This is a genomic window from Schaalia suimastitidis DSM 15538 (assembly GCF_000429105.1).
Taxonomy (GTDB): Bacteria; Actinomycetota; Actinomycetes; order Actinomycetales; family Actinomycetaceae; genus Pauljensenia; species Pauljensenia suimastitidis.
The window spans coordinates 32,358-57,548 of record NZ_KE386848.1; the positions used below are offsets into that span (position 1 = coordinate 32,358).

The following is a 25,191-nucleotide window of genomic DNA, read 5'->3' on the forward strand; positions in this document are numbered from 1 at the left end:
GTCTGTGCGTTCTGTGTGACGATTCTGTGGTCTAGCGAACGTCGCTGGATGTAGCCGCCGATGAACGCATCGTGGCAGGAAGGCATCCCACTGGGTAAACTTACTCGCATCATGGACAGTGACAGTACCGGCCGAACGTGCCTTTCTCGCGTCATTCACCTCCCTTTGGTCAAAGGGGAGGCAGCCAGATGATCCTCAACATTGTGATGCTCTTGTTGGGCGTTGTCCTTACAGCGGGGACATTCCTTTTTGTGTCCGCTGAGTTCTCGCTGGTTGCCCTTGACCAGGCCGTTGTCGAGCGACGTGCCGCTGAAGGCGACAAAGGCGCCACGCAGGTGTTGCGTGCGACAAAAACACTGTCAACGCAGCTGTCGAGTGCTCAAATCGGTATTACCCTCACGACGATCCTGCTGGGTTACACCACGCAAACTACCATCGCCACGCTTCTTGACAATGCATTGGTCAACAGTGGCGTAGCTGCGGCGCTCTCAACCACGATCGGTGTCATGGTGGCGGCACTCATCATTAACGGAATGTCAATGCTCTTTGGTGAACTGGTACCAAAAAATCTGGCCTTGGCGCATCCCCTGAAAACAGCGCGCGCAGTGGTACCCGCACATATGGTGTTTACTGCCGTATTTAAACCAGCCATCATCGTGTTGGGAGCAATGGCGAACTGGATCTTGGCCAGAATGGGAATTGAACCGCAAGAGGAGATTTCAGCGGCACGTTCAGCCTCCGAACTTGCGGCCCTGGTGCGTCACAGTGCTCAGGAAGGCACGTTGGATACGTCTACGGCAGCGCTTTTGACTAACTCGATACGTATTTCGGAACTCAGTGCTGCTGATGTGATGACTGACCGTGGCCGGATGCGGAGCTTGCCAGAAGAATCGACTGCGGCTGATGTCGTTGCTTTAGCGCGAGAAACGGGGCACTCGCGTTTCCCTGTTATCGGTGATGACTCAGATGATGTTCTTGGTTTTGTTTCGCTGCGCCGTGCTATTGCCGTGCCCTTTGAGCGCCGAGCGGACGTGTCGGTCTTGTCTCAATCGCTGTTAGCGGAGCCGCAACGTGTACCTGAAACGCTGGAACTGGGGCCGCTGATGGTGCAGCTGCGCGACGAAGGTCTTCAGATTGCTGTCGTGGTGGATGAATATGGTGGTGTCGCTGGCATTGTGACCCTTGAAGATGTTGTCGAGGAAATCGTCGGGGAAGTTGCCGATGAACATGACCATCGGCGCCTCGGTATTCGGACACGCCCCGATGGCTCACTTCTCATCCCCGGTACCTTGCGTCCTGACGAACTTCTTCACCGGCAAGGTATTGCCTTGCCCGACGATGGCCCGTGGGACACCATTGCGGGTCTTGTGATGACGCGCCTTGGTGCGGTGCCCACCGTTGGTGACACGATTGTCGAGGCGGGCTACCGCATTGAGGTGGCTCAGGTGCAGGGGCGGCGTGTCACGCTCCTCAGCGTGACACGAACCAATGGTGAGGTGGAATAATGAGTCCACTTGCTGCACTGGGTGTCACAGTCGTCTTACTGCTGATTAACGCTTTTTTTGTTGCGGGAGAATTTGCTACTACGTCGACTCGGCGCAGCCAAATTGAGCCGCTCCTTGAAGCGGGTACGGTCGGGGCTAAAGCTGCGATGCATGCCCTTGAACACGTGTCGCTTATGCTGGCAATCTGTCAACTGGGGATTACGATCGCCTCAACCTCACTGGGCGTTGTTGCCGAACCTGCTTTGGCGCACCTTGTGGAAGAGCCATTAGTTGCTGCTGGTTTACCTGCAGGTAGCGCTCATGTTGTGGGATTTACCCTTGCGTTGGTGGTTGTGTTGGTTGCGCACGTGGTTATCGGTGAAATGGTGCCGAAAAATATTGCGATTGCTACCCCGCACCGCAGTTTGCTTTTACTTGCGCCGCCGTTGGTTGCTATTGGTCGCGCACTCAGGCCGATCATTCACGCTATGGATGCCACTGCCAACTGGTTTTTGCGGCGTTTTGGTGTGGAGCCACAGTCAGAGATTGCCTCAACCTTCACGGTGGAAGAAGTCGCGTCAATCGTGGAGCTGTCAGCCCAAGAAGGCATGATCGATGACGAATTGGGGCTGCTCAGTGGGACCTTGGAGTTTTCGGCGGAAACCTCCCAGTCGACGATGGTGCCCTTGGAACGGTTGATGGTCCTTGACGAGTCCGCAACGCCGGCGGATGTTGAAGAAAAGGTGGCCAGAACCGGATATTCACGTTTTCCTGTTGTTGATTCCGGTGGGCACATAATGGGGTATATCCACGTCAAAGACATCCTGTACGCCACGGAGGATGACCGTGACAAGCCAATTGACCGGTGGCGTATCCGCCGCATGGAATCGGTACATGCGACTGATGAGGTTGAGGACGCCCTGCGCCATATGCAAGCCACGGGCACACATCTGGCTGAGGTGCTGCATGAAGACGGACAAACCGTCGGTGTGCTCTTCCTTGAGGATGTCATTGAGGAACTTGTTGGCGAGGTTCGTGATGCCTTACAGCGTGAATTGGGGCGTGAGTCCTAGAAAATGTGACCTGAAGCCCATTATGGATCGCTGGGTGCGTGTGTTGCTCTCCACTCCTTGATCGAAAGAGTCGCGCGAAGGTCAGCCCACGAGGTAGGTTAGACAGGGTTGAAACAACGCTCAGCATGTCACCAACGAAATGAGGAGAGCGGAGTGACACATAAGGACACTAACTGTCCGCTGCCGACACGTCAGCAGTGGCAAACGCGCGACGTGACGCTCAGCGGCGAATTGCCCGCCGTATCGGCCAAGCCGCGCCGTCGCCGTGCCTTCCGGTCCTTGGTTCTCGCTTCCCTTGCCGCATTGACCGTTGCTGCACCAATCTCAGGTTTTGTTAACGGTGAACGTTCCATTGCTATACCGGTGCGTGAAATTGGCACGCCCGTTGCGGGCACTACGTGGGTGGGTGCGCAAGGGTCCCTGGTGGAAGCTGATGCTTTGGGGGAAAATCTTGCTGCCGCCTCGCGTGCGCGGGCTCGCACCCCGATTACGGTTGACGCCTGTGTGGCTGCTGAAACCGTTGCTGCGGGCGAACGCACTATTGTGAAGCAGGAACTCATCTACTGGCCGATGGGCTACGGCACATACAATTTCACCTCCCCATTTGGCTACCGACTGCACCCTGTGCTGGGCACCTACACCATGCATAACGGCATTGACCTGTCGGCACCGTTGGGAACACCGCTGTACTCAGTGGCAGATGGCGTGGTTGAACGAGTCGAATACAACGGCGGCATGGGTGGATATACCCGCATCCGCCACCAAGCAGCTGACGGCTCGGTGTACTACACCCAGTATCTTCACCAAGATCTCACCTATGCCCTGGTATCGCCGGGCGACACCGTTAGCGCAGGTCAACGTATCGGTAGCGTCGGCAATACCGGCTGGTCAACCGGTCCTCACCTTCACTTTGAAGTAATTTACGCCAACGAAGAGTACCAAGACCCGATGGCATGGCTTGAAGAGGTTGGTGCCGTTTTCCTCGGCCAGGAGTGCTGATGTATCCAGTGACAGGTGCGCGCGGGCCGCTTGTCATTGCGCATCGAGGCGGTGGCGCGGAGGCGCCAGAAAACAGTGAAGAAGCCTTTGAGGCGTTGCGTCGTCTAGGCGTGCGACATATCGAAACTGATGCGCATCTGAGCGCAGATGGGGTTGTTGTTGTCAACCACGACGAGACTGTCGATCGCACCTTCAATGGCAGTGGTCGTATCGCTGAGATGACTTGGGACGAGTTGTCGGCTCTTGAAGGTAAAGATGGCCAGAAGATGCGTACCCTGGAGGAGATGCTCGACGCCTTCCCCGATATGTATTTCAATATCGACGCGAAAAGCGCTGCTGTGGCCGTGCCGCTGGTGGAACTTCTCTACCGCAAAGGTGCGCTTGATCGCTGCCTTGTCGCCTCATTTTCGCAGCGGCGCCTTGACCAGTTGCGCCAGCTTTACGGGCCAAGACTCACGACTTCGTTGGGGACGGTGGGTGTGATCAAGCTTGTTGTTGCCGCCCAAACGGCCTCAGATGCCGCAGCCTGGGGTGTACCGGGCCCTAAACAGGGCGTGCGTGCGGTGCAGGTTCCCGTCACACATGGTCCACTGCGCGTGGTCGACCGGCGCTTTGTTGCAGCCGCCCACCGCAATGGTCTGGCAGTGCATGTGTGGACAATTAACGAAGCAGCTCAGATGCACCGTTTATTGGATTTGGGGGTCGATGGCATCGTCACGGACTATCCCAGCATTGCGCGCGCGGTCATGCTTGAGCGTGGCGTATGGCAGGATGTGCCGCCCCCAGTTGAAGGCGGCACAGGCGCGCCTCGCGACTAATCGACTAAAAGCGCCCGTGTGTGGCCATTGCGACTAGTTTTCCGAGGGTGTGCGTGCTGCCATCGCCTTATAGATGCGTATTGCCGACCACGCGATGATGAACGCGGTCAGCAACCATCCGACAATATTCGCCCATAGTGACTGCGCAATGAAGATGAGTGCCATCGCTGCAAGTGTGGGAACTAGTAACACGAATGCGTTAACGACATAGGCGCCAAAGCTGGGCATTGGCACACCATCGCTCTCTGCAACAGCCTTGACCATAAAGTTCGGGCCGTTACCAATGTACGTAATGGCGCCACAAAATACCGCTCCAAGCGAGATAGGTACAAGATAGAGTTCCGGGACGCCTGCGACTAGAACCATCCCGGGCTCTTGGGGCAAAACCTTGGCCATCTCGAAGAAGGTGAGGTAGGTGGGTGCATTGTCAAGGACCGCCGATAGGCCACCAGTGAATACGAAGAAGGTGATGCGATTCAGGGGAAGGCTGGGGGCAACCTGTTCCAAGAAACGCAACGCAGGTGCCATCGTGGCAAAGATGCCGATAAAGAGGAATGCTACTTCGCGGATCGGCGTCCAGGTGAAGGCATTATCGGTGAAACGCACCTCCTTGGATCCGACAAAATAGGAAGCCAAGGCCGCACTCACCATAACGATTTCACGCCACGGGACTAGTGCGAGGCCGTGAACGTGACCTGCGGCGACCTCGTGTGCGTCAACGGAGGGGACGAAGGCGACAGCGAGAATAATGATGGCAAAGAACAGCAGGTTAATTTTGCCGCGCAAACTCAATGGTGTGACCTGGGTGCGGTCTTGCGTCAGTGCGCTACGCGGCTCTGACGCGTAGTACATCGAATCAAGTGAGTAGTAGCTCAGCAGCAGCAGAAGAAGGACGAATGCCCACTCTGCCCACAGAGTAAATGTCCACGTGAAAGGCACACCTTTGAGGAAACCGAGGAAGAGTGGTGGGTCACCAAGGGGTGTCAAAATACCGCCGCAGTTCGCCACAATAAAGATGGTGAAAAGCACCGTGTGTACGCGATGCGTGCGTTCTTTGTTGGTTGCCAGCAGTGGGCGGATCAAGAGCATGGCTGCACCGGTGGTGCCGATAAAACTGGCAAGCACGCCACCGATGGCCAAGAAGATTGTGTTATTACGTGGTGTTGCTTCAATATCGCCCGCTAGGTGTATGCCGCCTGAAACGACGAAGAGGGCGAAGAGTAGGCAAATAAATTGGACGTAGTCGATACCGGTGGCGATGAGTGGTTCGGAACCAGCATGGGCAAACATCCAGATAGATGTTGGGATACCAAGAGCTAGAGCCACAGTGAGTTGGCTGGAATTTTTTTCCCACCAATGAGAGGTTGCCGGAATAATCGGGAGCAGCGCAATGGAACCCAACATTAATACGAAGGGGATCAATGACCACCAGGGATAAGTCACGACAATGTCCTTACTCTCGGGAATGCGGCCATTACAACTTTAGGTTGAGCGGAGCGACTTTGCCGCGGCATTCCGGGAGATGAGAGGGAAGGGCGGCTCTGTTACGCCGCAGCGACACAACAAAAAGTGCCCCGAACAGGATTCGAACCTGCGACCTTTCGCTCCGGAGGCGAACGCTCTATCCACTGAGCTATCGGGGCTAACGAGCAGCAAGTCTAGCAGCATCTTGAGCACTGCGATGCACGCCGTTGGTCACATCGTTACCAGGTGCACAAATGGCATACTTATGGAGTTCATGCGCACCATGCGCCACAGAGGATACCCAAAGGAGGGTGATATGCGAGTTCATATCGCAACTGACCACGCTGGATTCGAACTGAAGAATCGCATTGTTGAATATTTTTCCGCTAAAGGTTACGACATGGTTGACCACGGCGCCCATGAATACGATGCGTTGGATGACTATCCGCCGATGTGCATTGAAGCTGCCGAGGCGGTCGTCGCTGATCCTGGTTCGCTGGGTATCGTCATTGGTGGCAGTGGCAATGGTGAGCAAATGGCCGCGAACTGCGTTAAAGGCGTGCGTGCGGCCCTGGTGTGGAACGAGGCCACCGCTGCCCTGGCGCGCGAACACAATGATGCCAATGTTGTGTCCGTGGGTGGACGTCAGCACAGTGAAGAGGAAGCCATTGCGCTGATCGAAATATTCTTGACGACACCCTTCAGTGGTGATGAGCGGCATCAGCGGCGCATCGACCTCATGCACGCCTACGAGGCCAATCGCTAGACTTCTTGCTCAAATATTCGATTCGGCGGCGAGTCTTCACAGTTACCCTTTGCTGCGGTAGTGCGTGCAGATTCGCCGCTCAAAAGTACCCAGCCTCACGGGGTCTTGCGCAGTAAAGGCTCCTGCCACTGAGCGTCAAACAGGCAGACAGCGTCGTAGCGCTGCCAGCGGGACTATTGGATGGCCTCGGCAATAGTGAGATATACCAGCAACAGATTGAGGGCGACGATCAAGAAAGCCACCGCACCTGCTGCAATACGTGTGGGCACTCGGTCAACGAATTCACCCATCACTTGGCGTGACGACGTTAAAAGGATCAGCGGGATAATCGCAAGCGGTATGCCAAAGGACAGGAGAACCTGAGACAATACCAGCGCCCAGGTGGGTTCTGCTCCTGCTGCCAAGATCACTAGTGCAGGAAGTAGCGTAACAATTCGGCGCCACAGGATGGGGACGCGGATATGTAGCAGGCCCTTCATAATTTCTGAACCTGCGTAGGCTCCGACCGACGTGGAAGCCAAACCTGATGCAAGCAGTCCTACGGCGAAGATAGCCCCGATGCCTGTACCCAGTGCGGTGTTGATCGCGCTATGCGCACCTTCGATAGTGTCAGTACCTTCAACTCCCTGAAGTGACGATGCGGCAAGCAGTAGCAAACCTATGTTGACCACGCCCGCAAGCGACAAGGCCCAGAGTACGTCAATACGTGTGGCTTTGAGGAGTTGTCGGATGCGTGCTGCGGTGCGCGCGCCCTTGTGATGATGCCGATCATTGACCAGTGATGAATGCAGGTAGACGGCGTGGGGCATGACGGTAGCCCCAAGCATCGAGGCCGCAACTAGTACCGAGTCTGCACCAGCGAAGCGGGGGAGTAGGCCTCCGGCGGTTTCCTGCCAGTTTGGCGGTGCGATCACCAGCCCCGCAAGGAATCCGAGTGTGATGATGACAAGCAGGGCAATGATGGCAAATTCGAAACGATGTTGGCGCCCTTTGCCTTGAAGGACTAATAGGGCCATCGACACGATACCTACAATGACGCCACCCCACAGTAGCGGAAGGCCGAAGAGCAGATGAAGGGCAAGCGCACCGCCGATGACTTCCGCCAGGTCGGTTGCTGCCGCCACCAATTCTGCTTGCAGCCAGTAGGCACGTCTCGCGTGCTTTCCGAGGCGCTTGCCCAGGATCGCGGGGAGGGAGTCGCCAGTGACGATGCCCAGTTTCGCAGACAGATACTGGATCAGCATGGCCGCAATATTTGAGGCCAGAAGGACCCACACGAGGAGGTAGCCATAGCGTGCTCCGGCGGTGATATTCGCGGCAACATTGCCTGGGTCGACGTAGGCGATAGCAGCAACGAATGCGGGACCAAGGAGTCGGAAGGTATGTCCTGTGGTGCTGCGGGCGTCCTGATGGCTCACGGCGCTCCTTGAAGTGTTAATTTTCGGTTCACCGAAATTCTAGCGTGTTCGCGGTGGCCCAGGTAGCCCGAACGGCCCAAGAAGTTCTAGGATTTGGGGGTGACTCCAGAAGAACTTGCCGCACAGATCCGCACCTGCCTGACCACCGCCTCGGCTGATGGGCGCCTGAGTATCGCAATCGACGACATTCCGTCGGTGATAAAAGTTGAACGTCCACGTAACCGCGACCACGGTGACTGGTCCACCAATGTCGCTATGCAGCTCGGAAAGAAAGCGGGGATGGCTCCCCGTGACTTTGCGGCGGTGCTCGTCGAACTTCTTGCAACTGTTGATGGCATCGACAGTGTCGATATCGCCGGACCAGGGTTCATCAATATTCGCCTTGCCGCTGCATCAGCCGGTGAACTTGCGCGGACCATTGTCGAGGCTGGCGATCGTTACGGCAGTAATGACAGTCTTGCCGGCACCCACATCAACCTAGAATATGTGTCGGCAAATCCTACTGGTCCGGTGCACCTTGGTGGGGCGCGATGGGCAGCCGTAGGCGATTCCTTGTCGCGACTGATGACGGCCTGCGGTGCGCAGGTGACCCGCGAATACTACTTCAACGACCATGGCGCACAGATTGACCGCTTTGCGCGTTCGCTGCTTGCGCGCGCCCTGGGACAGGAGGCGCCCGAAGACGGCTATGGCGGGCAATACATCGCTGATATTGCCGCCCGCGTTCAAGCCGACGCCCAAGCAGCGGGTGAGGTTGACCCTGCGACTTTGCCCACCGAGGATGCCGTCGAAGCATTCCGCAAACGTGGCGTTGAACTCATGTTTGACGAAATCAAGGAACGTCTGCGGACCTTCAACGCAGAATTTGACGTTTTCTTCCACGAGGATTCACTCCACGAATCTGGAGCAGTGGCGCGGGCCATTGACGTTTTGCGTGAGCGCGGCGAGGTCTTCGATCTCGACGGTGCCGTGTGGCTACGTACCACCACGTATGGCGACGATAAGGATCGCGTCCTTATCAAGTCAGATGGACAGGCAGCATATTTTGCTGGCGATGTGGCCTACTACCTTGATAAGCGTTCTCGCGGTGCCGACGCCGCCATTTACCTTCTTGGCGCCGACCATCACGGCTATATCGGCCGCATGATGGCAATGTGCGAGGCATTTGGTGATACGCCCGGCAAAAATATGCAGATCCTTATCGGACAGATGGTGAACCTGGTGAAAAACGGGGAACCTGTACGCATGTCCAAGCGTGCGGGCACCATTGTGACCCTTGATGACCTTGTCGATGCCGTCGGCGTTGATGCCGCGCGTTATGCGTTGGTACGTGTGTCAATGGACTCCAACCTTGACATCGACCTTGATCTTTTGTCTTCCCGCACCAACGACAATCCCGTGTACTACGTGCAATATGCACACGCACGTACATGCAATGTCGCCCGCAACGCTGCCGAACACGGCGTGTCACGTGACGCGGGATTTGACCCAGCGGCACTAGATAGCCCCGCAGATGCCGAATTACTGGGTGTACTGGCACAATTCCCAGCACAGATCACACAGGCTGCCGAGCTGCGTGAACCCCATCGTTTGGCTCGCTACCTTGAATCCCTTTCAGCTGCCTACCACACATGGTACGGAAAGTGCCGGGTCACGCCACGTGGCGACGATCCCGTTGACGCCGGTCACATTGCCCGCCTATGGCTCAACGATGCAGTCACCCAGGTGCTCCGCAGTGGTCTGGGACTTCTTGGCGTTGACGCACCAGAAAGGATGTAGTCATGGCACAGGCACCCCACGATATGCAAGCCGACCTTGGCACGCTCGTAGCGCCGGAACCTGACGAACGGCCTGACCTGTGGCCGTGGACCGCAGTGCGAGGCGACGACGGGGTGCTGCGTATCGCCGGGGTACCATTGACCGACATTGCCCGCGACTTTGCCACCCCAGTATTTATCCTCGACCGTGCAGATCTGCGGGCGCGAGCCCAAGTATGGGCACACGCCATGGCAGAAGAATTCTGGGACGGCTACGGGATGAACGGTGGCGACGCATTCTATGCAGGCAAAGCCTTCCTATGTGCCGATGTGATCCGCACGGTAATGGAGGCAGGGATGGGGATTGACACCGCTTCGCTGGGTGAACTCACCCTTGCCCTTCGCGCGGGCGCACCGCCGTCAAGTGTCGGCCTACATGGGAATAACAAACTTGACGCCGAAATTGAATTGGCGTTGAGCGCAGGTAACGGAGAGGGGATCGAGCGGATCTTCATTGATTCGCTGGGTGAAGTCGATCAAGTTGGCGCCATTGCCAGCCGTTTAGGTTGCGTTGCTCGCGTGATGATCCGGGTAAAAACCGGTGTTCATGCGGGAGGCAATGAATACATTTCCACAGGCCACGAGGACCAAAAATTCGGGGTGGGTGCATTTGACGGCCAGCTTGATGCGGTGGTTAACGCTATCGAGGCACACCCCAACCTTGAACTACGCGGCTTGCATAGCCACATCGGCAGCCAAATTGCCTCCACACAAGGATTTGTCGAAGCGGCAGGGATCGTCTGTGATCTTCTGGCGAAAATTAAGGCAAATATTGGCCGTGACCTACCAGAGATTGATCTTGGAGGCGGACTTGGGATCGCCTACACAGGAAAAGATCCAATGCCAATCCCACCCATTGAAGCGGTGCGTGCCATCGCCTCGGTAATCCGCGAAAAATGTGCGGCGCTGGGTGTGGCCATCCCACGTGTTTCGGTTGAACCTGGACGATCAGTGGTTGGACCTACGACCGTTACCCTTTACCGTGTGGGCGCAGTCAAAGACGCCATCTTGGGAGACGATACGAAGCGTCGACGCTATGTCGCCATCGACGGTGGCATGGCAGATAACATTCGCCCCGCGCTGTACCAGGCACATTACACAGCCACGCTGGCGAATCGACGGTCACAGGCGAGCCTTGTGCGCTCGCGGGTAGTTGGCAAACACTGCGAGTCGGGTGACGTCGTCGTTTGGGATGTTGATTTGCCTGACGATGTGCGTGCAGGCGACCTGCTGGTTGTCCCTGTGACCGGCGCTTACGGCTACTCCATGGCATCGAATTACAATATGCTCACCAAGCCGGGGGTCGTTGCCGTTGAGGATGGTCAGGCCCAGTGGATTATGCGACCGCAGACCATTGACGACCTTTTGGCGCTAGACGTATGTCTGTGAGCCTGGGGACGTATGCCTGTGAACGGCGGCCCGTGATCTGGCAGTCTCCTGCGCTGCTTTGGCGGGTCTCCTACGCTGTCGCCTGAAGTTCACGCGCGATTTTTCGTTGTGTAGATGCATGTCCTTTGTGCGCGACAAGCTTCAATAGATTATCAAGGCTGCATCTCAATTTGATATGCAATTTTTGAATATTATCTCAAGTCGTGGTCGTAGTCTCGCCTGTCGAGCCGACAAACGTACGGTTGAAGATGCAGGAACGCTGCATCCCATCAATAGCATGAAGGAGTGACTATGGTGCAACCGACTACTATCACTCGGCGCATTACTGCCGCAGCATTGGCCCTCGGACTTCTTGGCTTAGGCCTGCACACCGTGCCCACAGCTCACGCAGAACCCACATCCTCCCGCGCAATCGTTTCCGAAGCGACAACAAACGCCGGAGAACCGATGAACTACGCAGTCAACCTCACGCTGGGCAGTGCACATGTCAACACCGCCATCGCTAAAGCTACCGAATTAGGTGCCGTCACACTTGGCACATATCCAGAGTTCTCCAGCTTCTTCGTTCAGTCAGCGACCCCCGATTTTGCTGCGAAACTTGGTGCGGCGCTATCGGCTGCCAATATCGCCTTCGACTCCATCGGTCCAACCCGAACAGCAACCGTTACAGGCACTGAAGTCGTCGTCGCTCTTGACAGTCCAGTTACCGCCGCTGCTGCTGCCCAAGGACCCGCCAATGCAGGCCTTGCAGACGGTTCACAACTTGAAGAATTTACGCCCGATGAGCATACCCCCCAAGCGTGGGGCCTTTACGCCATAGGCGCCCTGGAAGCACAACAGGTGGATGTGCCACTGGAAAAAACCGTGGTCGGCATCCTCGACACAGGTATTGATGCCACACATCCGGACCTGCGTGACCAGGTTGACCCCGCGCTGTCCGTTGGCTGTCAAGTCAACGGTCTTCCTCGGACCGACAGTGCCGCCTGGGCGGATGACCACTACCACGGCACACATGTTGCGGGTACTGTGGCGGCGGCTCACAATTCCATCGGCGTTGAAGGTGTTGCCCCGTCAACGACCCTCGCAGCAGTGAAAGTGTCGAACAGTGAAGGCCTGTTCTACCCCGAATACGTCACCTGTGGTTTCGTATGGGCAGCTCAACACGGATTCGACATCACCAATAACAGCTACTACGTCGATCCATGGGCGTACTGGGTTCCCACCCAAGCGAATCAAGCCGCCGGCTTGGAGGTTGTCACACGCGCAGTGAACTACGCCGAATCTCAGGGCGTCGTCAATATCGTGGCCGCCGGTAACTCCAGCCACAACCTCGACAATCCGACGACCGATGATGAATCGCCAAATGACGTGGCCGGTGCCGCAATCTCTGGGCGCGACGTTAGCAACGGCGTGGATATCCCTGCCATGCTCGACTCAGTCGTGACAGTATCGGCAGTCGCCTTGCCCAGCCAAGCAGACCCGGTTACTGCCACGCTCAGCCGTTCGAATTTTTCTAACTATGGTGTGAACTCCATTGAAGTTGCCGCACCTGGCTCAAGTATTCTTTCGACAATCTCTTCTGGCTACTCCGTTAGTTACGCACGACTCAGCGGCACCTCGATGGCCGCGCCACACGTATCCGGTGTCGCCTCCCTCCTACGTGCGATTAACCCAGAGCTGAGTGTCGCTCAGGTCAAATCGCTGCTCTACAAGCATGCCGAGCAGAACTACGCGAGGCTCGGAGCACCAACCGATGGTGCGGAGTACCGTGGTCACGGCTTGGCTAACGCCCTTGCAGCAGTACTGAGTGATCAGCCTCAGCCCACCTTGGGTGCACTTGAATACACCACTGATGGAGGGGCCACCTGGCATAACGCTGAAGGTGCGAAGATTCGTCCGCCCTTTATGCTACGCGCCTCGGCACAAGGACCCGTCACACAATTAATAGTGTCGGGAACAGCCGACACTCTTGGCAGCATCCAGGCAACAGCGGACGGCGCATTTGACGGTTCCGCCACTGTGACCTCCAAGGCGTATCGTGCCTCAGATTTCGCTGACTTGCCGCAGGGCGGCAAAGCCATTACCGTTCAGCTCGAAGCATTCGGACGTAACAACGATGCGCGCGCCGATGATGACGTCACCGATACTGTGACCTTCACGCTCCTGCCTGGCAGCACTGTCGTTGACGATGGCGACGACGATGACACCAATGATGCACCGGGTATCGCAGTTGCCGTGAGCGCCACCTCGGTGCCACAAGGTGGCGAAGTCACTTTTACCGCCAAAGGCTTTGCACCGGGCGAAGAAGTGACCTTCACCGTCCATTCGACACCAGTGCTTGCAGGCACGGTAGTTGCTGATGGCTCGGGCCGCGCAAGCCTGCTGTGGAAGGTTCCCGTTGATTTTGAGCTCGGTGAGCACCGTGTGGTGGCAACGGGCCAATTTGGTGGTGAAACGCTGGCGCCCTTGACGGTCACCGCGAAGTCTGAGACACCGGTGGCTCCCTCAACAGGACCAACGGGAGGAAGTGCTGCTTCGGTGAAGGTCGCAGCGCCGCGTTCTCGCAATGCGTTGGCGTCCACTGGATCTGATGCAGGGATACTTGTCGCGGCAGCCCTGTGTCTGGCTGGACTCGGTGTGCTGACGTTGCGTCAACGACGCGCCTAGGTCCGTCGGCTCCGAGTGCGATCTGCGGCGAATCCGATACGTCACCGTTTAGGTCGGCGACGTATGTGGATTCGCCGCGGAATACGTTAATAGCGGGTGGGCCCGTTCGGGTGTGCACGCGGTCCAGCGTATGCCGACTGGCGTGTGCGTACGCAGCATTGAGTGTGCCTGCAGGCGGGTGCATGTACGCTAGTCCAGCCTATGCTCGCTGTTTGGTGGGTATTTGCGGCGCTACTGTGTCGCACCTGATCGAGGCTTCGCCCGCGAGGTTGGCGCAGCACTCAAAGGGTCCTGCGGCCAGGGATGTTTAGGGTAACGACCGCGAAGTTGCGCGCGCACCTGCTGGTACGGCCCCGCCCAAAAGGACGCCAAATCGGAGGTCACTGCCGTCACGCGACCAGCAGGATCCGTCAAATGCAGAACAAGGGGAAGCTGTCCGCCAATAAATCGTGGCGTCTCAACCCACCCAAAAGCTTCCTGTACTCTCAGCGTTAGTATCGGTGTGCCTTGTGACCAATCGAGATTCCGGTAATCGCCGGTGGGAATCTCAATTCTATTGGGCGCCAAAGCATCCAGGTGCGCGGCCTCAGGCCATGGAAGTAGTGCGCGTAAAAAATCAATCGCATCCCACGTGCCGAGGCGTCGACGGTGTGCGATCTCATCAGCATGACTGGTCGCCCACTCCTTCAGGGCGTCACACAGCACCTCATCCGATACATCTGGCCAAGGAGGGCCACATGTCTGGAATACCGCGCCCATCCGATGTCGTAAGGCATACGCCTCCTTGCTCCATGTCAGCAGCGTGACGCCACGAGTCTCCACGAGGCGGTGCAACGCCTCGGCAACCGCCTCAGTTGGTACCGGCGAGAGTGGGCGACGTGCCAACTCAATGGCGCCGAGGGAGTCGATATTCCACGCCTGCACAACGTCGGCGTCAACAGATACTTCTTGGCGTGTGCAGCGCATAGATTGCGCAGACAGCAGTGCGTCGGATTCGGCGATGGGGAGCGCAGCGGTGATGGTATTGTCGGCCCCCGCAACACCTTGAAGTTCGACGATGGCAAGCCAATCGTGTCCTTCAAGCGACGAGGCTGGTCGTAACGTGGCGCCCTGCCCGTCAGCAAGTAAATAACGGCGCGTAGATCCGCGTCGCCGAGCGATCCACTGTGGGCGACTAAAGGCAGCGCACAAGGCTAATGCGTCATCGTCATGCAGCTGCGTGTCGGCCACCTCTTCGGACACAAAGGCGTGGAGTCTCCTTGCCTGCGTTGTAATCGCATCGTTTGTGCGAGACGTGCGGCACCACCTGTGCCATGCTAATGCCACATCGTCACACTGGAAATGCTCAAACTCGGACAAAAATGCGACCATTTGCGCTGCGCGCCTCCCACCGATGGTGGGGGAGACAGCTAAGAGGGCTCGACCCCAGTGGGGCGACAGTGGAAGCTCAGCCAGACGCCTTCCTAATGAGGTGAGCGTCCCCGATTCATTCACTGCGCCCAGTGCACGCAAATGAGTGTGACTGGCCTGATACGCGCCCGAGGGGGGCAAGTCCAAGAGCGGAAGGCTCATTAATGTACTGCCCCAGGCAGCTGCTTGAAGTGCGCTATCAGTTAATTCAACCGTGTGAATTTCAGGTGTCGTGTATTCGGCTCGCCGTACCCAATCGGCCTGATCAATACATCGCACGACGATACCCGCGCCTTCGCGTGCGGCACGTCCCGCGCGCTGGCCCATCTGTGAGCGCGTTGCAGGAACTGTTACCAGCTGCGTTGCCCCACGACCCCAGTCGAGGCGCGCTTCACGGGACAGGCCGGCATCGACGACGCAGCGCACCCCGGGGACCGTCAAGGCTGATTCAGCCAAGGCTGTTGACACGATTATCCGGCGTTTTTCCCGCCTTGCAGGCGGATCGGGAAAGTGGTGTGGCTGGTGCGTGGGGGAATGTGGTTGGTCTGTGGGAGCTTCTGCCTGGCGCACGGATGCTTCTGCCTGGCCGGTGGGGGAGTGTGGCTGCTGGCCGGTGGGAGCAGTGTGCGTCGGAGTAAGCACCGCATCTTGCTGCGCACTGCTCAATTGCCCATGCAGCGGCATAATATTGGCCGTCGGGACCTGTTCACGCAAGATATCGATGACGGCACGTATCTCGTGCACACCCGGCACGAATACGAGGACGTCGCCGCTGGCCACGTAATATGCCTGTGCTGCTTGTGCGGCAATGTGGCGAATAAACGCCGGGGTGACGCCAATACGGCCGTCGCCACCGAGTGGTGCAAGGGCACACACACCTCGTGGCGGTGGAGCCCAACGGATATCCAGCGGATAGGTCACCCCCGGAGCGTCTACCTGCGCGACTTGATCTGCACCCAGGCTATCGGCAAGGAAACGACCGATGCGCTCGATATCTAGTGTTGCTGAGGTGACGCAGATCGTGAGATCGTCACGTAATGCCTGGCGTGCCTCAATAAGAAATGCCAGAAGGAGGTCTGTTTCGATCTGGCGTTCATGGAACTCATCAAGGACAACAGCGGCAACTCCACTGAGTTCACAGTCGTGATTCATCCGCCGCAGCAGCACACCCGGGGTGACGAATTCGATGCGGGTACCGGGACTTTTGCGCGTATCTGAACGCACGGAATATCCCACTGTCTGCCCCACAGCTTCACCAAGTAACGAGGCGAGGCGTCGCGCCGCGGCACGTACAGCTACACGTCGGGGCTGGGTAACGATGATCGTTGCGTCGGGGTACTGGCTTGCCAGCAGGGGCGGTAATAGCGTCGTTTTCCCACAACCTGGCGGTGCACTGATCACCAAGGCACGGCCAGGGCTGGCTGCAAGGGCGCGTAGCTGCGGAAGAGCCTGCGCGACAGGCAACTGAGGTGGGGCAGCCAGTAGGTCGTCGCAGGTACGTTTAGACAATGTGTCCACGGACAGTGAAGCGCAACGTGTGAGAGGTGCCGGGAGCTAATTCCACAAGGCCATCACCGGAATTAAAGGCGTTGGGTGCGCACGGCATTGGCTCAACTGCCACCGACTGACGGCCTACCCGTTCGCCAGTGTAAAGCTGTACCCACCGTGCATCTGACTCTAGTTCCACCCATGATTCGCCGTGAGCCAAGCGAACAGTCCACGGTCCTTGCGGTAATGACGTAAAGGCGTTGTCGATGGACTGGGCGCCGATCAGACGGGGCAGACGGTAATCCATCTGCGCCTCTTCCACCTCAACGCAGGTCGTTGGGATCATCGACTCATCGACTAAAGCAACCTGGGATGCGGGCAGGGTGAGCTCGTAGGCATCAACAGGCCTCATACCAAGCGTGAGGTAAGGGTGAGAGGAAGAACCATAGGGAGCGGTTTGGGTCCCAATATTCTTCGTGGTGATCGTTACCGACAGTCCCGTCTCGCCGTGTAACGCGTAGGTCACTGAAGTCTGAAGTGGCCACGGGTAGCCGTAGCGTGGCGCCACGAAGCTACTTAAGGTGACCGAGTCGCGGTCAGCGTGAACGATCTGCCAATCCTGCCAACACATCAGGCCGTGGAGCGCGGTGCCTGTCTCCGGCTCGTTAATCGGCACAGCGTATTGCACGCCATTCCAGGTGTAAGCGCCGTTGGCGATACGATTCGGCCACGGGACGAGCGTTTTACCAAGGTAACCCTGGGGTAGTTCGTCCACGCTGTGAGGATGGATGAGGTCAACCCCTTTGAGTTTCAGGCCCGCAATTCCGGCGCCAACGGTGACGATACGTGCACTGTAAAGCCCTGAAGTGAGGACGATTTCTGTTCCCGAAACGGAGGGTGCCATGTGAGTTCCCATCATTGAAGTGTCGGTGACGTTACGAGCGTCACCATTGCGTCGCCATCCCTTATTTTCTCACGTGCCACCTATTGCTGTGGTACGACCGAGGATGTGTCACAAATGCTTGCCACATGAACACCTCTGCAATCAGACCAATGCCCGTGCCAGGGTAGGGGTATGCAATCTCATCAGCCGACGCTACTCGTGGTGAGCGTCCTGCCTGAACGCCCAGGGGACGCTCAATATAACCGCATCGCGACACGCTTATGGGACCGAATGGCCGAGGTAGCCTCCACTGAATGGAAAATAGCGAGCGCCTTCGCACAATTCGATGGCGCTGAGATTGTTCATCGCCTTGCCCACGTGGACGCAGTCGTGCTGATGGGCGGCGAAGACCTTCACCCGGTCACATATGGTGCAGCACGCGGATACAGTGGTGAAACGCGCCATTGGTATCGTGCAGACCAGGCTTATCTTGCCACGGTGCGCCACTGTGTCAACAAAGGTCTGCCACTGCTGGGGATATGCCGAGGTATGCAAGCGATCAATGTGGCGCTCGGTGGTGACCTTATCCAAGATATTGCCTCGCGGACGCACGCAAATCCCACGATCCTTGACGACCACATTCTTGTTCGCCACGATGTCGCGATAACGCCGCTCACGCGCCTCGCTGAGGTTTTTGACAACGCCCCTGCATTAACGACATCGTCTGCTCACCACCAAGCGGTGAGGCGCCTCGGCAATGATCTGAGGATCAGTGCCACCGCAGGCGACGGCATGGTGGAGGCCATCGAACACCTGTGGGCACCCGTCATCGGCGTCCAGTGGCACCCCGAAGATCCTGCCGACGACGGCACGCAATTGGCCCGTCTGCTGGGTGACCTTCATAACCGCGTTGCTCCGCGTCAGCGTCAGCGCACTACGCTGGTGGCATGACGGTTTTACCCATTACGATTACCGGCACGCCAGTCCTGCATGCTCCAGCGCGGGAAGTGGCAGTCGTCGACGACAATATTCGCACCCTGATTGTTGACATGTTCGACACGATGCGTGCTGCGCCTGGTGTCGGCTTGGCTGCCCCTCAAGTGGGCGTAGACCTGCAAATATTTGTGTGGGAATTTGACGGGCACAGCATCTATGACCGCTACCTGCGACGTAGTCACCACGTCGATATTCCTCGCGAGACGAGCAGTGGACACGTCATCAATCCGCGTCTCGAATTGTCCCAGTGGCGCGACGACAGCCTTGACCGAGAGCGGGAACGTGAAGGCTGCCTGTCAGTGCCGGGCTACGACTATCCGCTGCGGCGCGCTGACCATGCGGTACTTACCGGTAGTGACATGGTGGGTCATGAGATACGTGTCGAAGCGCGCGGGTGGCTTGCAAGGATTTTCCAACACGAGTACGACCACTTACTGGGTACGCTCTACGTCGATCGTCTCACTTCACCGTTTGATGAGGCGGCTCAGCGTGCCGTTGCCCGCGAGGGGTGGGGCGTTGGGGCGCTGAGTTGGACGCCTCAGGGATAGGACGACTGAGGCGCCCGCGACAACTGAGGAGCTGTGGCTTTTCGTAGACGAAGGCCGCGGTTTTCCGTCGATAGAAAAAGCGTCTATTAGACGGTAAAAACCTCTAATAGACAGTAAAGCCGCGTTTCTTAAAGACTTTCCTGACCTGGTCGGTGCGTTCCGCAGACGGCGGGCGCACGTCACGCAAAGTGTATTCCAAGCCAAGGGCATCCCATTTATCGGTTCCCATCTGGTGGAAGGGCAGGACCTCGACACGGCTGATCGAGGACCAACGCTCCATAATGTCAGCCACGGCCTCCAGATTCTCTGGATCATCGGTGAGTCCGGGTACCAGGACAAAACGGGCCCATATTTCTTTACCGAGTGCCGATAAGCGATCGCCAAATTCGATGGTTGGCGCAAGCTCCCGTCCTGTGACCTTCCGATACGTCTGAGGTATCCCCGACTTCACGTCCAAAAGGACAAGGTCAACGTCGGCCAGCATTTCGTCGCTGGCAGCGGCGCCAAGAAAACCGGAGGTGTCAATCGCAGTGTGGACGCCCATTTCTTTTGCGGCGCGAAGGATACGGGCAGCGAAGGCTGGTTGCATGAGTACTTCGCCACCGGAAAGGGTGATGCCACCTCCGCTCGCACGGAAAATCCGGCGATACCGGCGTATTTTGGCGATGATTTCGTCAAGTTCAACGGGCTTACCGTCCCTCATCTGCATTGTGTCAGGATTGTGGCAGTACAGGCACTGCAAGGGACAGCCGCTCAGGAAGATTGTCAGACGTGTACCCGGCCCGTCGACAGCAGTGACAAGTTCCCAGGAGTGGATCGACCCAAGGGTGCCTTCACGCATCCGCGTTAAACGCTCGTGGCGCTCAATATCGGTCAGTTCAGCCAGTCCTTGCGTGCCAGCGCCTGAGGTACGTGCAGTGGGGGGCTGAAAATTCTGATCCCCCATTACAGAGGCCGCGTCGATGAAAACACTGGTCATGACGGTCTCCTGGTTCAACGAAATATGTGTGAGGCCAACGCTGGTCTCACAGTGTGTCCTCATGCAGCGTGGCGCCGACCCACAGGCCGACGCCACGTGCGTGGTCTCAGGCGCTGTGGTGGAATGTTCGCGACAGGACGTCAAGCTGCTGCTCACGGGTGAGCTTGACGAAGTTCACTGCATAACCGGAGACGCGGACCGTGAGGTTCGGGTAGTTCTCAGGGTGCTCGATGGCGTCTTCGAGGGTGGCGCGGTCCAGAACATTGATATTGGCGTGGTACAGGCCAGCGCGGTGACCGCGTTCTTCGCGGGCAGCTTTCATTGCGGCGAGGCGTTCTTCGTAGGTCTTGGTAGCCATGTCGGTAATCTTTCTTGTGTAGGGGAATGGGGACGGATCAGGATTGGACTTGGAATTCGCAGTCGTCGTCAGGAACAAAGCCTGCGTCGAGGATGCCGACGAGGTTGCGGACCTGCTCGTCCTTAGTGCGGCCAAGCCCTGAAGGCGTAATCGTATTGGTCAGTGAAATCCCGTCAAGGGCATCGTTGTAATCGAGTTTTCCAACTGACAGCATTGACGCGACCATGCCGTGGGTATCGATGCCGTTTTCTGGATTTGCACCAGGGGCAAAAGGCGTACCAGCACGGTGTCCCGAGGGGAAGTTCCCTGTTGCCTTGCCATACACCACATTCGAGGTGATGGTGAGGACCGACTGGGTCGGAATGGCATCACGGTACATCGGGATGGATTTGATCTTATCCATGACGGTGTGCACGACGGTTGCGGCAATATCGTCAGCCCGGTCATCATCATTGCCGTAGGTGGGGAAATCGCCTTCGGTGATGTAATCGACGATCAGCCCGCTTGGATCACGGACAGGTGTGACCTTCGCGTATTTAATGGCCGCGAGGGAGTCAGCCACGATTGACAATCCAGCGATACCGCAGCCCATGGTGCGGATGATCTCTGAATCATGCAACGCCATCTCGATGGATTCGTAGGCGTAGCGGTCATGGCAGTAGTGGATGATATTGAGGGCTTCGACGTAGGTCCCCACCACCCAGTCAAGCATTTCTTCGTACTTGGCCCACACCTCGTCAAAGTCAAGCGGCCCATCACCCTGGATTGGCTCGTAGCCTTCGACAATCTGCTTGCCAGTCATTTCGTCACGCCCGCCGTTAATGGCGTAGAGCAGCGTCTTGGCAGCGTTGACGCGCGCCCCGAAGAACTGCATCTGCTTGCCGATCTTCATTGGGGATACGCAGCAGGCAATAGCGGCGTCGTCGCCCCAATGTTGGCGAATCTGCTCGTCGGCCTCGTACTGGATTGAGGAGGTTTCAATCGAAATGGCGGCGCAGAACTCTTTGTAACCCGCAGGAAGGTTTTCATCCCAGAAGATTGTGATATTCGGTTCGGGCGCTGGACCAAGGTTGCGCAGCGTTTGAAGCAAACGGAAGGAGGTTTTTGTCACCAAGGTACGGCCATCGTCACCAAAACCTGCATCGGACCACGTTGCCCAGTAGGGGTCACCGGAGAAGATCTGATCGTAGTCAATGGTGCGCAGGAAACGGGTGATCCGCAGTTTAATGACCAGGGCGTCGATGATTTCCTGAATCTCGGATTCGGTGGCAGCACCCGTGCGCAGATCGCGCTCAAAGTAGACGTCGAAGAATCCGGACAAGCGCCCAATAGACATGGCCGCGCCATCTTGCGATTTCACCGAAGCAAGGTAGGCAAAATATGTCCACTGCACGGCTTCTTGTGAATTACGCGCCGGACCAGAGATGTCGAAACCGTAGTCGGCAGCCATCTTCTTGAGCTTTTTGAGGGCCTTGATCTGTTCGGCGTGTTCTTCGCGGTAGCGCGCCCAGTGCTCGGAGAAAGGTTGGTCAATGACCGCATCTTTGTCGAGTTGTTTCCATTCGATGAGTTTGTCGACGCCGTAGAGGGCAACGCGGCGGTAGTCACCGATGATGCGTCCACGGCCATAAGCATCGGGTAGACCGGTGATGATATGGGAGGAACGTGCGGCACGAATGCGAGGCGTGTAGATATCGAAAACCGCGTCATTGTGGGTCTTGCGATACTGGGTGAAGATCTTTTTGACTTCAGGGTCAATCTCTTTTCCGGCTTCTTTGATCGCCGTTTCCACCATACGCCAACCGCCATTGGGCATCATGGCACGTTTGAGTGGGCTGTCGGTTTGAAGGCCAACGATGACGTCGTCGTCTTCACTGATATATCCCGGTTGGAATGCGTCAATATCGGCGGGTGTGTGTGTATCAACGTCAAGGATGCGGACTTTACGTTCTTCCTTGAGGTACTTTTCCTCAAGGGTTTCCCACACGCGTAGTGTTTTCGCGGTTGGGCCAGCGAGGAATGAAGCATCACCTTCATAGGGCGTGTAATTGCGTTGAATAAAGTCGCGAACGTCCACCGCTTCGGTCCAAGGACCAGTCTCGAAGCCCTCCCAGGCTGCGGTCACGTCAGTGTGAGCGGTCTGCTCTGTCATTATTCCTCTTTCCAGGTGTTCCAAAGCCCGATTGTGGGGGCTTATGGACTGTGTTGCCCATGGTGCGTCGTGTGGGACGCTATTCCAGTGTGGCCCGATCGTTCCATGAAAGGCAGGTGAAGAAGCCTCCGTGCCCAGTGCAATCGGTCACCGATGGCGTTATGCCAATGGTCCCAGATTTTACGGAGGGACAAAGGTCCTTTCCTGGTTGTGACCTTTGCTGCGATTAGTGTCTTTGGTGGATCGGATGTCAATTTCGTTGCGGTCGTACAGTGGTCTATAGTTGCTCGTATTCGTGTGCTTTGCTTCACAAGGTGGTGGCGATGTCGGTTGATATCGAGGTTGTCGATGGTGATTTTGAGCGACTGGCAGCAGCTGTGGAAGAAGCAGCGGCGCCTATCGCGCGGCTTGACTGCGACACGATCGCGGCTTTGCTTGAATATGCCATACCGGGGGCCGCAAGTGTTTCAGTGGTGAAAGAGCTTGCTCACCACTGCGATGCCCAAACAAAGTTGTTGACAAACAAAAGTGAGCATTTTGTTGATGCTTCGCGTGGGACAGCCAGCGACTTTGCGTACTGTGAGCAACATGTACTGTCGATCCTTGATGTCTTTTTTCAAAAGCTCACGCCAAAGGGTGCGGATTCAGCCTCCCTTGCACGTCTTAAAGCACGCCTAGGATGAGGGAGCCGTGATGAGGCCATTGGCGTGGAGCGATGTCCAACAGTGGCGCTACCACCGTATTGACGAGGTGCGGTACCTGTTGAGTGGTCAGCGTGATGTGGTTGGCGCCGCAGCGCAGGATATTCGTGACGCATGTCATCGCTTTACCTCGCAAGGTTTGGCTGCTACCGCTGCGCGGACCAAAGCGGGTGAGCTTATTGAAAAACATGAGGAACACGCCTATGTGCTCGCCGAATGGATGCTGGCGAGTGCTGAACTGGAAACGGGTGTGAGTGAGGTCGTCGCCCTTGTGGACAGTGCGAAGGAGCTGGCTGAACAGGGATATAGCAGTATTGATGCGGTAGGAAATGTGATCGGTACACAGTGTGATGTCGAACTACACGGTTCTGGGTGTTTGTGTGCGTCGTATCAGGTGCGTGCACAAGTAATGGTAGGGCAGGCGTGCGAATTGGCAGCGGAGGTAGATATGCGGTATCGCGACCGGATTCGGCCCCTGATTAATGGATCCTTGGTACTTTCCGAGGCGGGTGTGCGTCACGGCATTGCCGCCGGTTTGCCGATGTTGCCAGAATCTACATGGTCACCTACTGAAGTTGCCGCGTGGTGGTCGGAATTATCCGCTGAAGACAAGGAGCAGTTGATCTCGGGCCATCCGGACCTCATTGGCAATCTCGATGGCATTGATGCTGCGTCACGTGACCGAGCAAATCGGTTGCGCCTACCTGCACTGTTAGAACAGGCGCGCTCAGAACTTGCCGCAATTGAGTCAGAACTTCATGCCATGCGTGGAGGTGCGGCGCTGATATTTGGCGGAAGAGGTGCCAACGCATGGTTGCATACAGAAGTGGCCGACCGATATTACGAGGCTCAGGCGCGCGTGGCTGACTTAGAAACAATCAGTGAGGCATTGGCGACGCCTCGGGCGGATCGAGAGCCAGTATCCCTGCTGACACTTGATGTGACTGGTGCGCGAACAAAAGCTGCGGTTGCACTAGGCAACGTTGATGCAGCTGCGCATGTGGGCGTCTATGTTACTGGCAGGGGAACAAATATTACGGATACTTTAGCGGGTGCGCTCAGACAGATAGGTAACGTGTGCAACACTGTGGACGGTCGCATACGAACACAGGAAGGCTTAGCGATGGTTGCGTGGTTAGGCTATGACGCACCACAGATGGGTGCTGATCCGGCAGTACTTACAACAGGGAGCGCACAGCAAGGGGCGCAAGGCCTCGCTAGCTTTGTCAGCGGTATCGATGCCTCGCGTGATAGTGCACATCGGGAGGTACATCTTTCCGTCCTCGGGCACTCCTATGGTTCGACCACAGGCTCCTTTGCCGCCACACTGCTGGGTACGCATGTGGTCGACGACCTAGTGCTCTTTGGGTCACCGGGTACAGGGGTTATTTCATTGAGCGAATACGCGCTTCCTCAGGGCAATATATGGGCAACGGCGATGCCTGAAGGCGATATCGTGCCGCTGCTTGGACCAGACTTCATTTTTGGTAAAGGGGCCACGGACCTTGAGGGTGTGAATTTGCTGTCTAACGATGCGACGGATTGGCCGGGATATCACCAGGCGAAAGATCACTGGGTGGGGACACATAGCGCCTTTTTGGAACCCGGGACACAAACATTGATAGATATCGCGCAGGTAGTTGTCGGGAGGAAATAATGGGCCGACTATGGCGGTGCATGTGTGCGTGTGCGGTGTTGGTTTTGGCGGGGTGTGGGAGTGTGCCTGCGCAGGAGGAGGTGATGAGGTTTTGGCCTGAGCCGACGATTCCTTTTGGGCAGCG

General features: G+C 57.1%; 19 protein-coding genes and 1 tRNA gene. 12 read left to right on the top strand and 8 right to left on the bottom strand.

Features of this window, described 5'->3' with window-relative positions; all coding sequences use genetic code 11:
- Nucleotides 1–188 precede the first annotated feature (188 nt).
- The 4 genes from G438_RS0107040 to G438_RS11335 all read left to right on the top strand — a co-directional run bounded on the left by G438_RS0107040 (nucleotide 189) and on the right by G438_RS11335 (nucleotide 4,374).
- Nucleotides 189–1,505 (top strand): hemolysin family protein, encoded by a 1,317-nt coding sequence (locus G438_RS0107040; RefSeq protein WP_026460707.1) that lies wholly within the window; start codon nucleotides 189–191, stop codon nucleotides 1,503–1,505.
- Nucleotides 1,505–2,557 (top strand): hemolysin family protein, encoded by a 1,053-nt coding sequence (locus G438_RS0107045; RefSeq protein ID WP_026460708.1) that lies wholly within the window; start codon nucleotides 1,505–1,507, stop codon nucleotides 2,555–2,557. Before G438_RS0107040 ends, G438_RS0107045 begins: the two co-directional genes overlap by 1 nt.
- A gap of 153 nt (nucleotides 2,558–2,710) precedes the next feature.
- Complete coding sequence (locus tag G438_RS0107050; protein WP_026460709.1) at nucleotides 2,711–3,556, top strand: M23 family metallopeptidase; 846 nt, start codon at nucleotides 2,711–2,713, stop codon at nucleotides 3,554–3,556.
- Nucleotides 3,556–4,374 (top strand): glycerophosphodiester phosphodiesterase family protein, encoded by an 819-nt coding sequence (locus G438_RS11335; protein WP_034285647.1) that lies wholly within the window; start codon nucleotides 3,556–3,558, stop codon nucleotides 4,372–4,374. Before G438_RS0107050 ends, G438_RS11335 begins: the two co-directional genes overlap by 1 nt.
- A 33-nt stretch (nucleotides 4,375–4,407) precedes the next feature.
- Here the strand turns inward: G438_RS11335 and G438_RS0107060 are convergent, their stop codons facing one another.
- Nucleotides 4,408–5,817 carry a sodium:proton antiporter gene (locus tag G438_RS0107060; protein WP_026460710.1) on the bottom strand — a complete coding sequence of 470 codons (1,410 nt, stop codon included), beginning with the start codon at nucleotides 5,815–5,817 and terminating at the stop codon, nucleotides 4,408–4,410.
- Between the two features lie 127 nt (nucleotides 5,818–5,944).
- Nucleotides 5,945–6,017 (bottom strand) — tRNA-Arg (locus tag G438_RS0107065).
- A gap of 137 nt (nucleotides 6,018–6,154) precedes the next feature.
- Between G438_RS0107065 and G438_RS0107070 the strand changes: the two genes are divergently transcribed.
- Nucleotides 6,155–6,604 carry a ribose-5-phosphate isomerase gene (locus tag G438_RS0107070; protein ID WP_026460711.1) on the top strand — a complete coding sequence of 150 codons (450 nt, stop codon included), beginning with the start codon at nucleotides 6,155–6,157 and terminating at the stop codon, nucleotides 6,602–6,604.
- A gap of 173 nt (nucleotides 6,605–6,777) precedes the next feature.
- Here the strand turns inward: G438_RS0107070 and G438_RS11340 are convergent, their stop codons facing one another.
- The gene (locus G438_RS11340) at nucleotides 6,778–8,022 is read right to left on the bottom strand and encodes an Nramp family divalent metal transporter (protein ID WP_051259401.1); all 1,245 of its coding nucleotides are present in this window, start codon (nucleotides 8,020–8,022) and stop codon (nucleotides 6,778–6,780) included.
- Between the two features lie 99 nt (nucleotides 8,023–8,121).
- Between G438_RS11340 and argS the strand changes: the two genes are divergently transcribed.
- The 3 genes from argS (at nucleotide 8,122) to G438_RS11345 (ending at nucleotide 13,895) form a co-directional block, all read left to right on the top strand.
- A complete protein-coding gene (gene argS, locus G438_RS0107080) occupies nucleotides 8,122–9,801 on the top strand; it encodes an arginine--tRNA ligase (RefSeq protein ID WP_026460712.1) in 1,680 nt (559 codons plus the stop codon).
- 2 nt (nucleotides 9,802–9,803) lie between these two features.
- A complete protein-coding gene (gene lysA / locus G438_RS0107085; RefSeq protein WP_051259402.1) occupies nucleotides 9,804–11,228 on the top strand; it encodes a diaminopimelate decarboxylase in 1,425 nt (474 codons plus the stop codon).
- A gap of 291 nt (nucleotides 11,229–11,519) precedes the next feature.
- On the top strand, nucleotides 11,520–13,895 hold the full coding sequence (locus tag G438_RS11345; RefSeq protein ID WP_051259403.1) for a S8 family peptidase: 2,376 nt from the start codon (nucleotides 11,520–11,522) through the stop codon (nucleotides 13,893–13,895).
- 231 nt (nucleotides 13,896–14,126) lie between these two features.
- Here the strand turns inward: G438_RS11345 and G438_RS0107095 are convergent, their stop codons facing one another.
- Nucleotides 14,127–16,823, bottom strand: a complete 2,697-nt coding sequence (locus tag G438_RS0107095; RefSeq protein ID WP_051259404.1) for an ATP-dependent RNA helicase — start codon at nucleotides 16,821–16,823, stop codon at nucleotides 14,127–14,129.
- Complete coding sequence (locus G438_RS0107100) at nucleotides 16,807–17,697, bottom strand: aldose-1-epimerase (protein ID WP_240471024.1); 891 nt, start codon at nucleotides 17,695–17,697, stop codon at nucleotides 16,807–16,809. Before G438_RS0107100 ends, G438_RS0107095 begins: the two co-directional genes overlap by 17 nt.
- Before the next feature lie 171 nt (nucleotides 17,698–17,868).
- Between G438_RS0107100 and G438_RS0107105 the strand changes: the two genes are divergently transcribed.
- Complete coding sequence (locus G438_RS0107105) at nucleotides 17,869–18,627, top strand: gamma-glutamyl-gamma-aminobutyrate hydrolase family protein (protein ID WP_026460716.1); 759 nt, start codon at nucleotides 17,869–17,871, stop codon at nucleotides 18,625–18,627.
- Entirely contained in the window at nucleotides 18,624–19,220 is a 597-nt protein-coding gene (def, locus tag G438_RS0107110) for a peptide deformylase (RefSeq protein WP_026460717.1), read from the top strand. The genes G438_RS0107105 and def overlap by 4 nt, the downstream gene beginning before the upstream one ends.
- A gap of 103 nt (nucleotides 19,221–19,323) precedes the next feature.
- Here the strand turns inward: def and pflA are convergent, their stop codons facing one another.
- The 3 genes from pflA to pflB form a co-directional block, all read right to left on the bottom strand.
- Entirely contained in the window at nucleotides 19,324–20,199 is an 876-nt protein-coding gene (gene pflA, locus G438_RS0107115) for a pyruvate formate-lyase-activating protein (RefSeq protein ID WP_051259405.1), read from the bottom strand.
- A 106-nt stretch (nucleotides 20,200–20,305) separates the two neighbouring features.
- Nucleotides 20,306–20,557, bottom strand: a complete 252-nt coding sequence (grcA2, locus tag G438_RS0107120) for an autonomous glycyl radical cofactor GrcA2 (RefSeq protein WP_026460719.1) — start codon at nucleotides 20,555–20,557, stop codon at nucleotides 20,306–20,308.
- A gap of 37 nt (nucleotides 20,558–20,594) precedes the next feature.
- Nucleotides 20,595–22,709: a formate C-acetyltransferase gene (gene pflB / locus G438_RS0107125; protein WP_034285651.1), complete on the bottom strand. Its 2,115-nt coding sequence runs from the start codon at nucleotides 22,707–22,709 to the stop codon at nucleotides 20,595–20,597.
- 323 nt (nucleotides 22,710–23,032) lie between these two features.
- Between pflB and G438_RS0107130 the strand changes: the two genes are divergently transcribed.
- Both G438_RS0107130 and G438_RS0107135 read left to right on the top strand, forming a co-directional pair.
- Nucleotides 23,033–23,392: a hypothetical protein gene (locus G438_RS0107130; RefSeq protein WP_026460721.1), complete on the top strand. Its 360-nt coding sequence runs from the start codon at nucleotides 23,033–23,035 to the stop codon at nucleotides 23,390–23,392.
- Nucleotides 23,393–23,402: 10 nt separating this feature from the next.
- A complete protein-coding gene (locus tag G438_RS0107135; protein ID WP_026460722.1) occupies nucleotides 23,403–25,067 on the top strand; it encodes an alpha/beta hydrolase in 1,665 nt (554 codons plus the stop codon).
- Nucleotides 25,068–25,191 lie beyond the last annotated feature (124 nt).

Bases quoted from the DNA above. Each gene is read 5' to 3' on its own strand.
- G438_RS0107040 (WP_026460707.1), top strand. From the start codon at position 189: ATGATCCTCAACATTGTGATGCTCTTGTTGGGCGTTGTCCTTACAGCG.
- G438_RS0107045 (WP_026460708.1), top strand. From the start codon at position 1,505: ATGAGTCCACTTGCTGCACTGGGTGTCACAGTCGTCTTACTGCTGATT.
- G438_RS11335 (WP_034285647.1), top strand. From the start codon at position 3,556: ATGTATCCAGTGACAGGTGCGCGCGGGCCGCTTGTCATTGCGCATCGA.
- G438_RS0107070 (WP_026460711.1), top strand. From the start codon at position 6,155: ATGCGAGTTCATATCGCAACTGACCACGCTGGATTCGAACTGAAGAAT.
- lysA (WP_051259402.1), top strand. From the start codon at position 9,804: ATGGCACAGGCACCCCACGATATGCAAGCCGACCTTGGCACGCTCGTA.
- G438_RS11345 (WP_051259403.1), top strand. From the start codon at position 11,520: ATGGTGCAACCGACTACTATCACTCGGCGCATTACTGCCGCAGCATTG.
- G438_RS0107100 (WP_240471024.1), bottom strand. From the start codon at position 17,697: ATGGCACCCTCCGTTTCGGGAACAGAAATCGTCCTCACTTCAGGGCTT.
- G438_RS0107105 (WP_026460716.1), top strand. From the start codon at position 17,869: ATGCAATCTCATCAGCCGACGCTACTCGTGGTGAGCGTCCTGCCTGAA.
- def (WP_026460717.1), top strand. From the start codon at position 18,624: ATGACGGTTTTACCCATTACGATTACCGGCACGCCAGTCCTGCATGCT.
- pflA (WP_051259405.1), bottom strand. From the start codon at position 20,199: ATGACCAGTGTTTTCATCGACGCGGCCTCTGTAATGGGGGATCAGAAT.
- grcA2 (WP_026460719.1), bottom strand. From the start codon at position 20,557: ATGGCTACCAAGACCTACGAAGAACGCCTCGCCGCAATGAAAGCTGCC.
- pflB (WP_034285651.1), bottom strand. From the start codon at position 22,709: ATGACAGAGCAGACCGCTCACACTGACGTGACCGCAGCCTGGGAGGGC.
- G438_RS0107130 (WP_026460721.1), top strand. From the start codon at position 23,033: ATGTCGGTTGATATCGAGGTTGTCGATGGTGATTTTGAGCGACTGGCA.
- G438_RS0107135 (WP_026460722.1), top strand. From the start codon at position 23,403: ATGAGGCCATTGGCGTGGAGCGATGTCCAACAGTGGCGCTACCACCGT.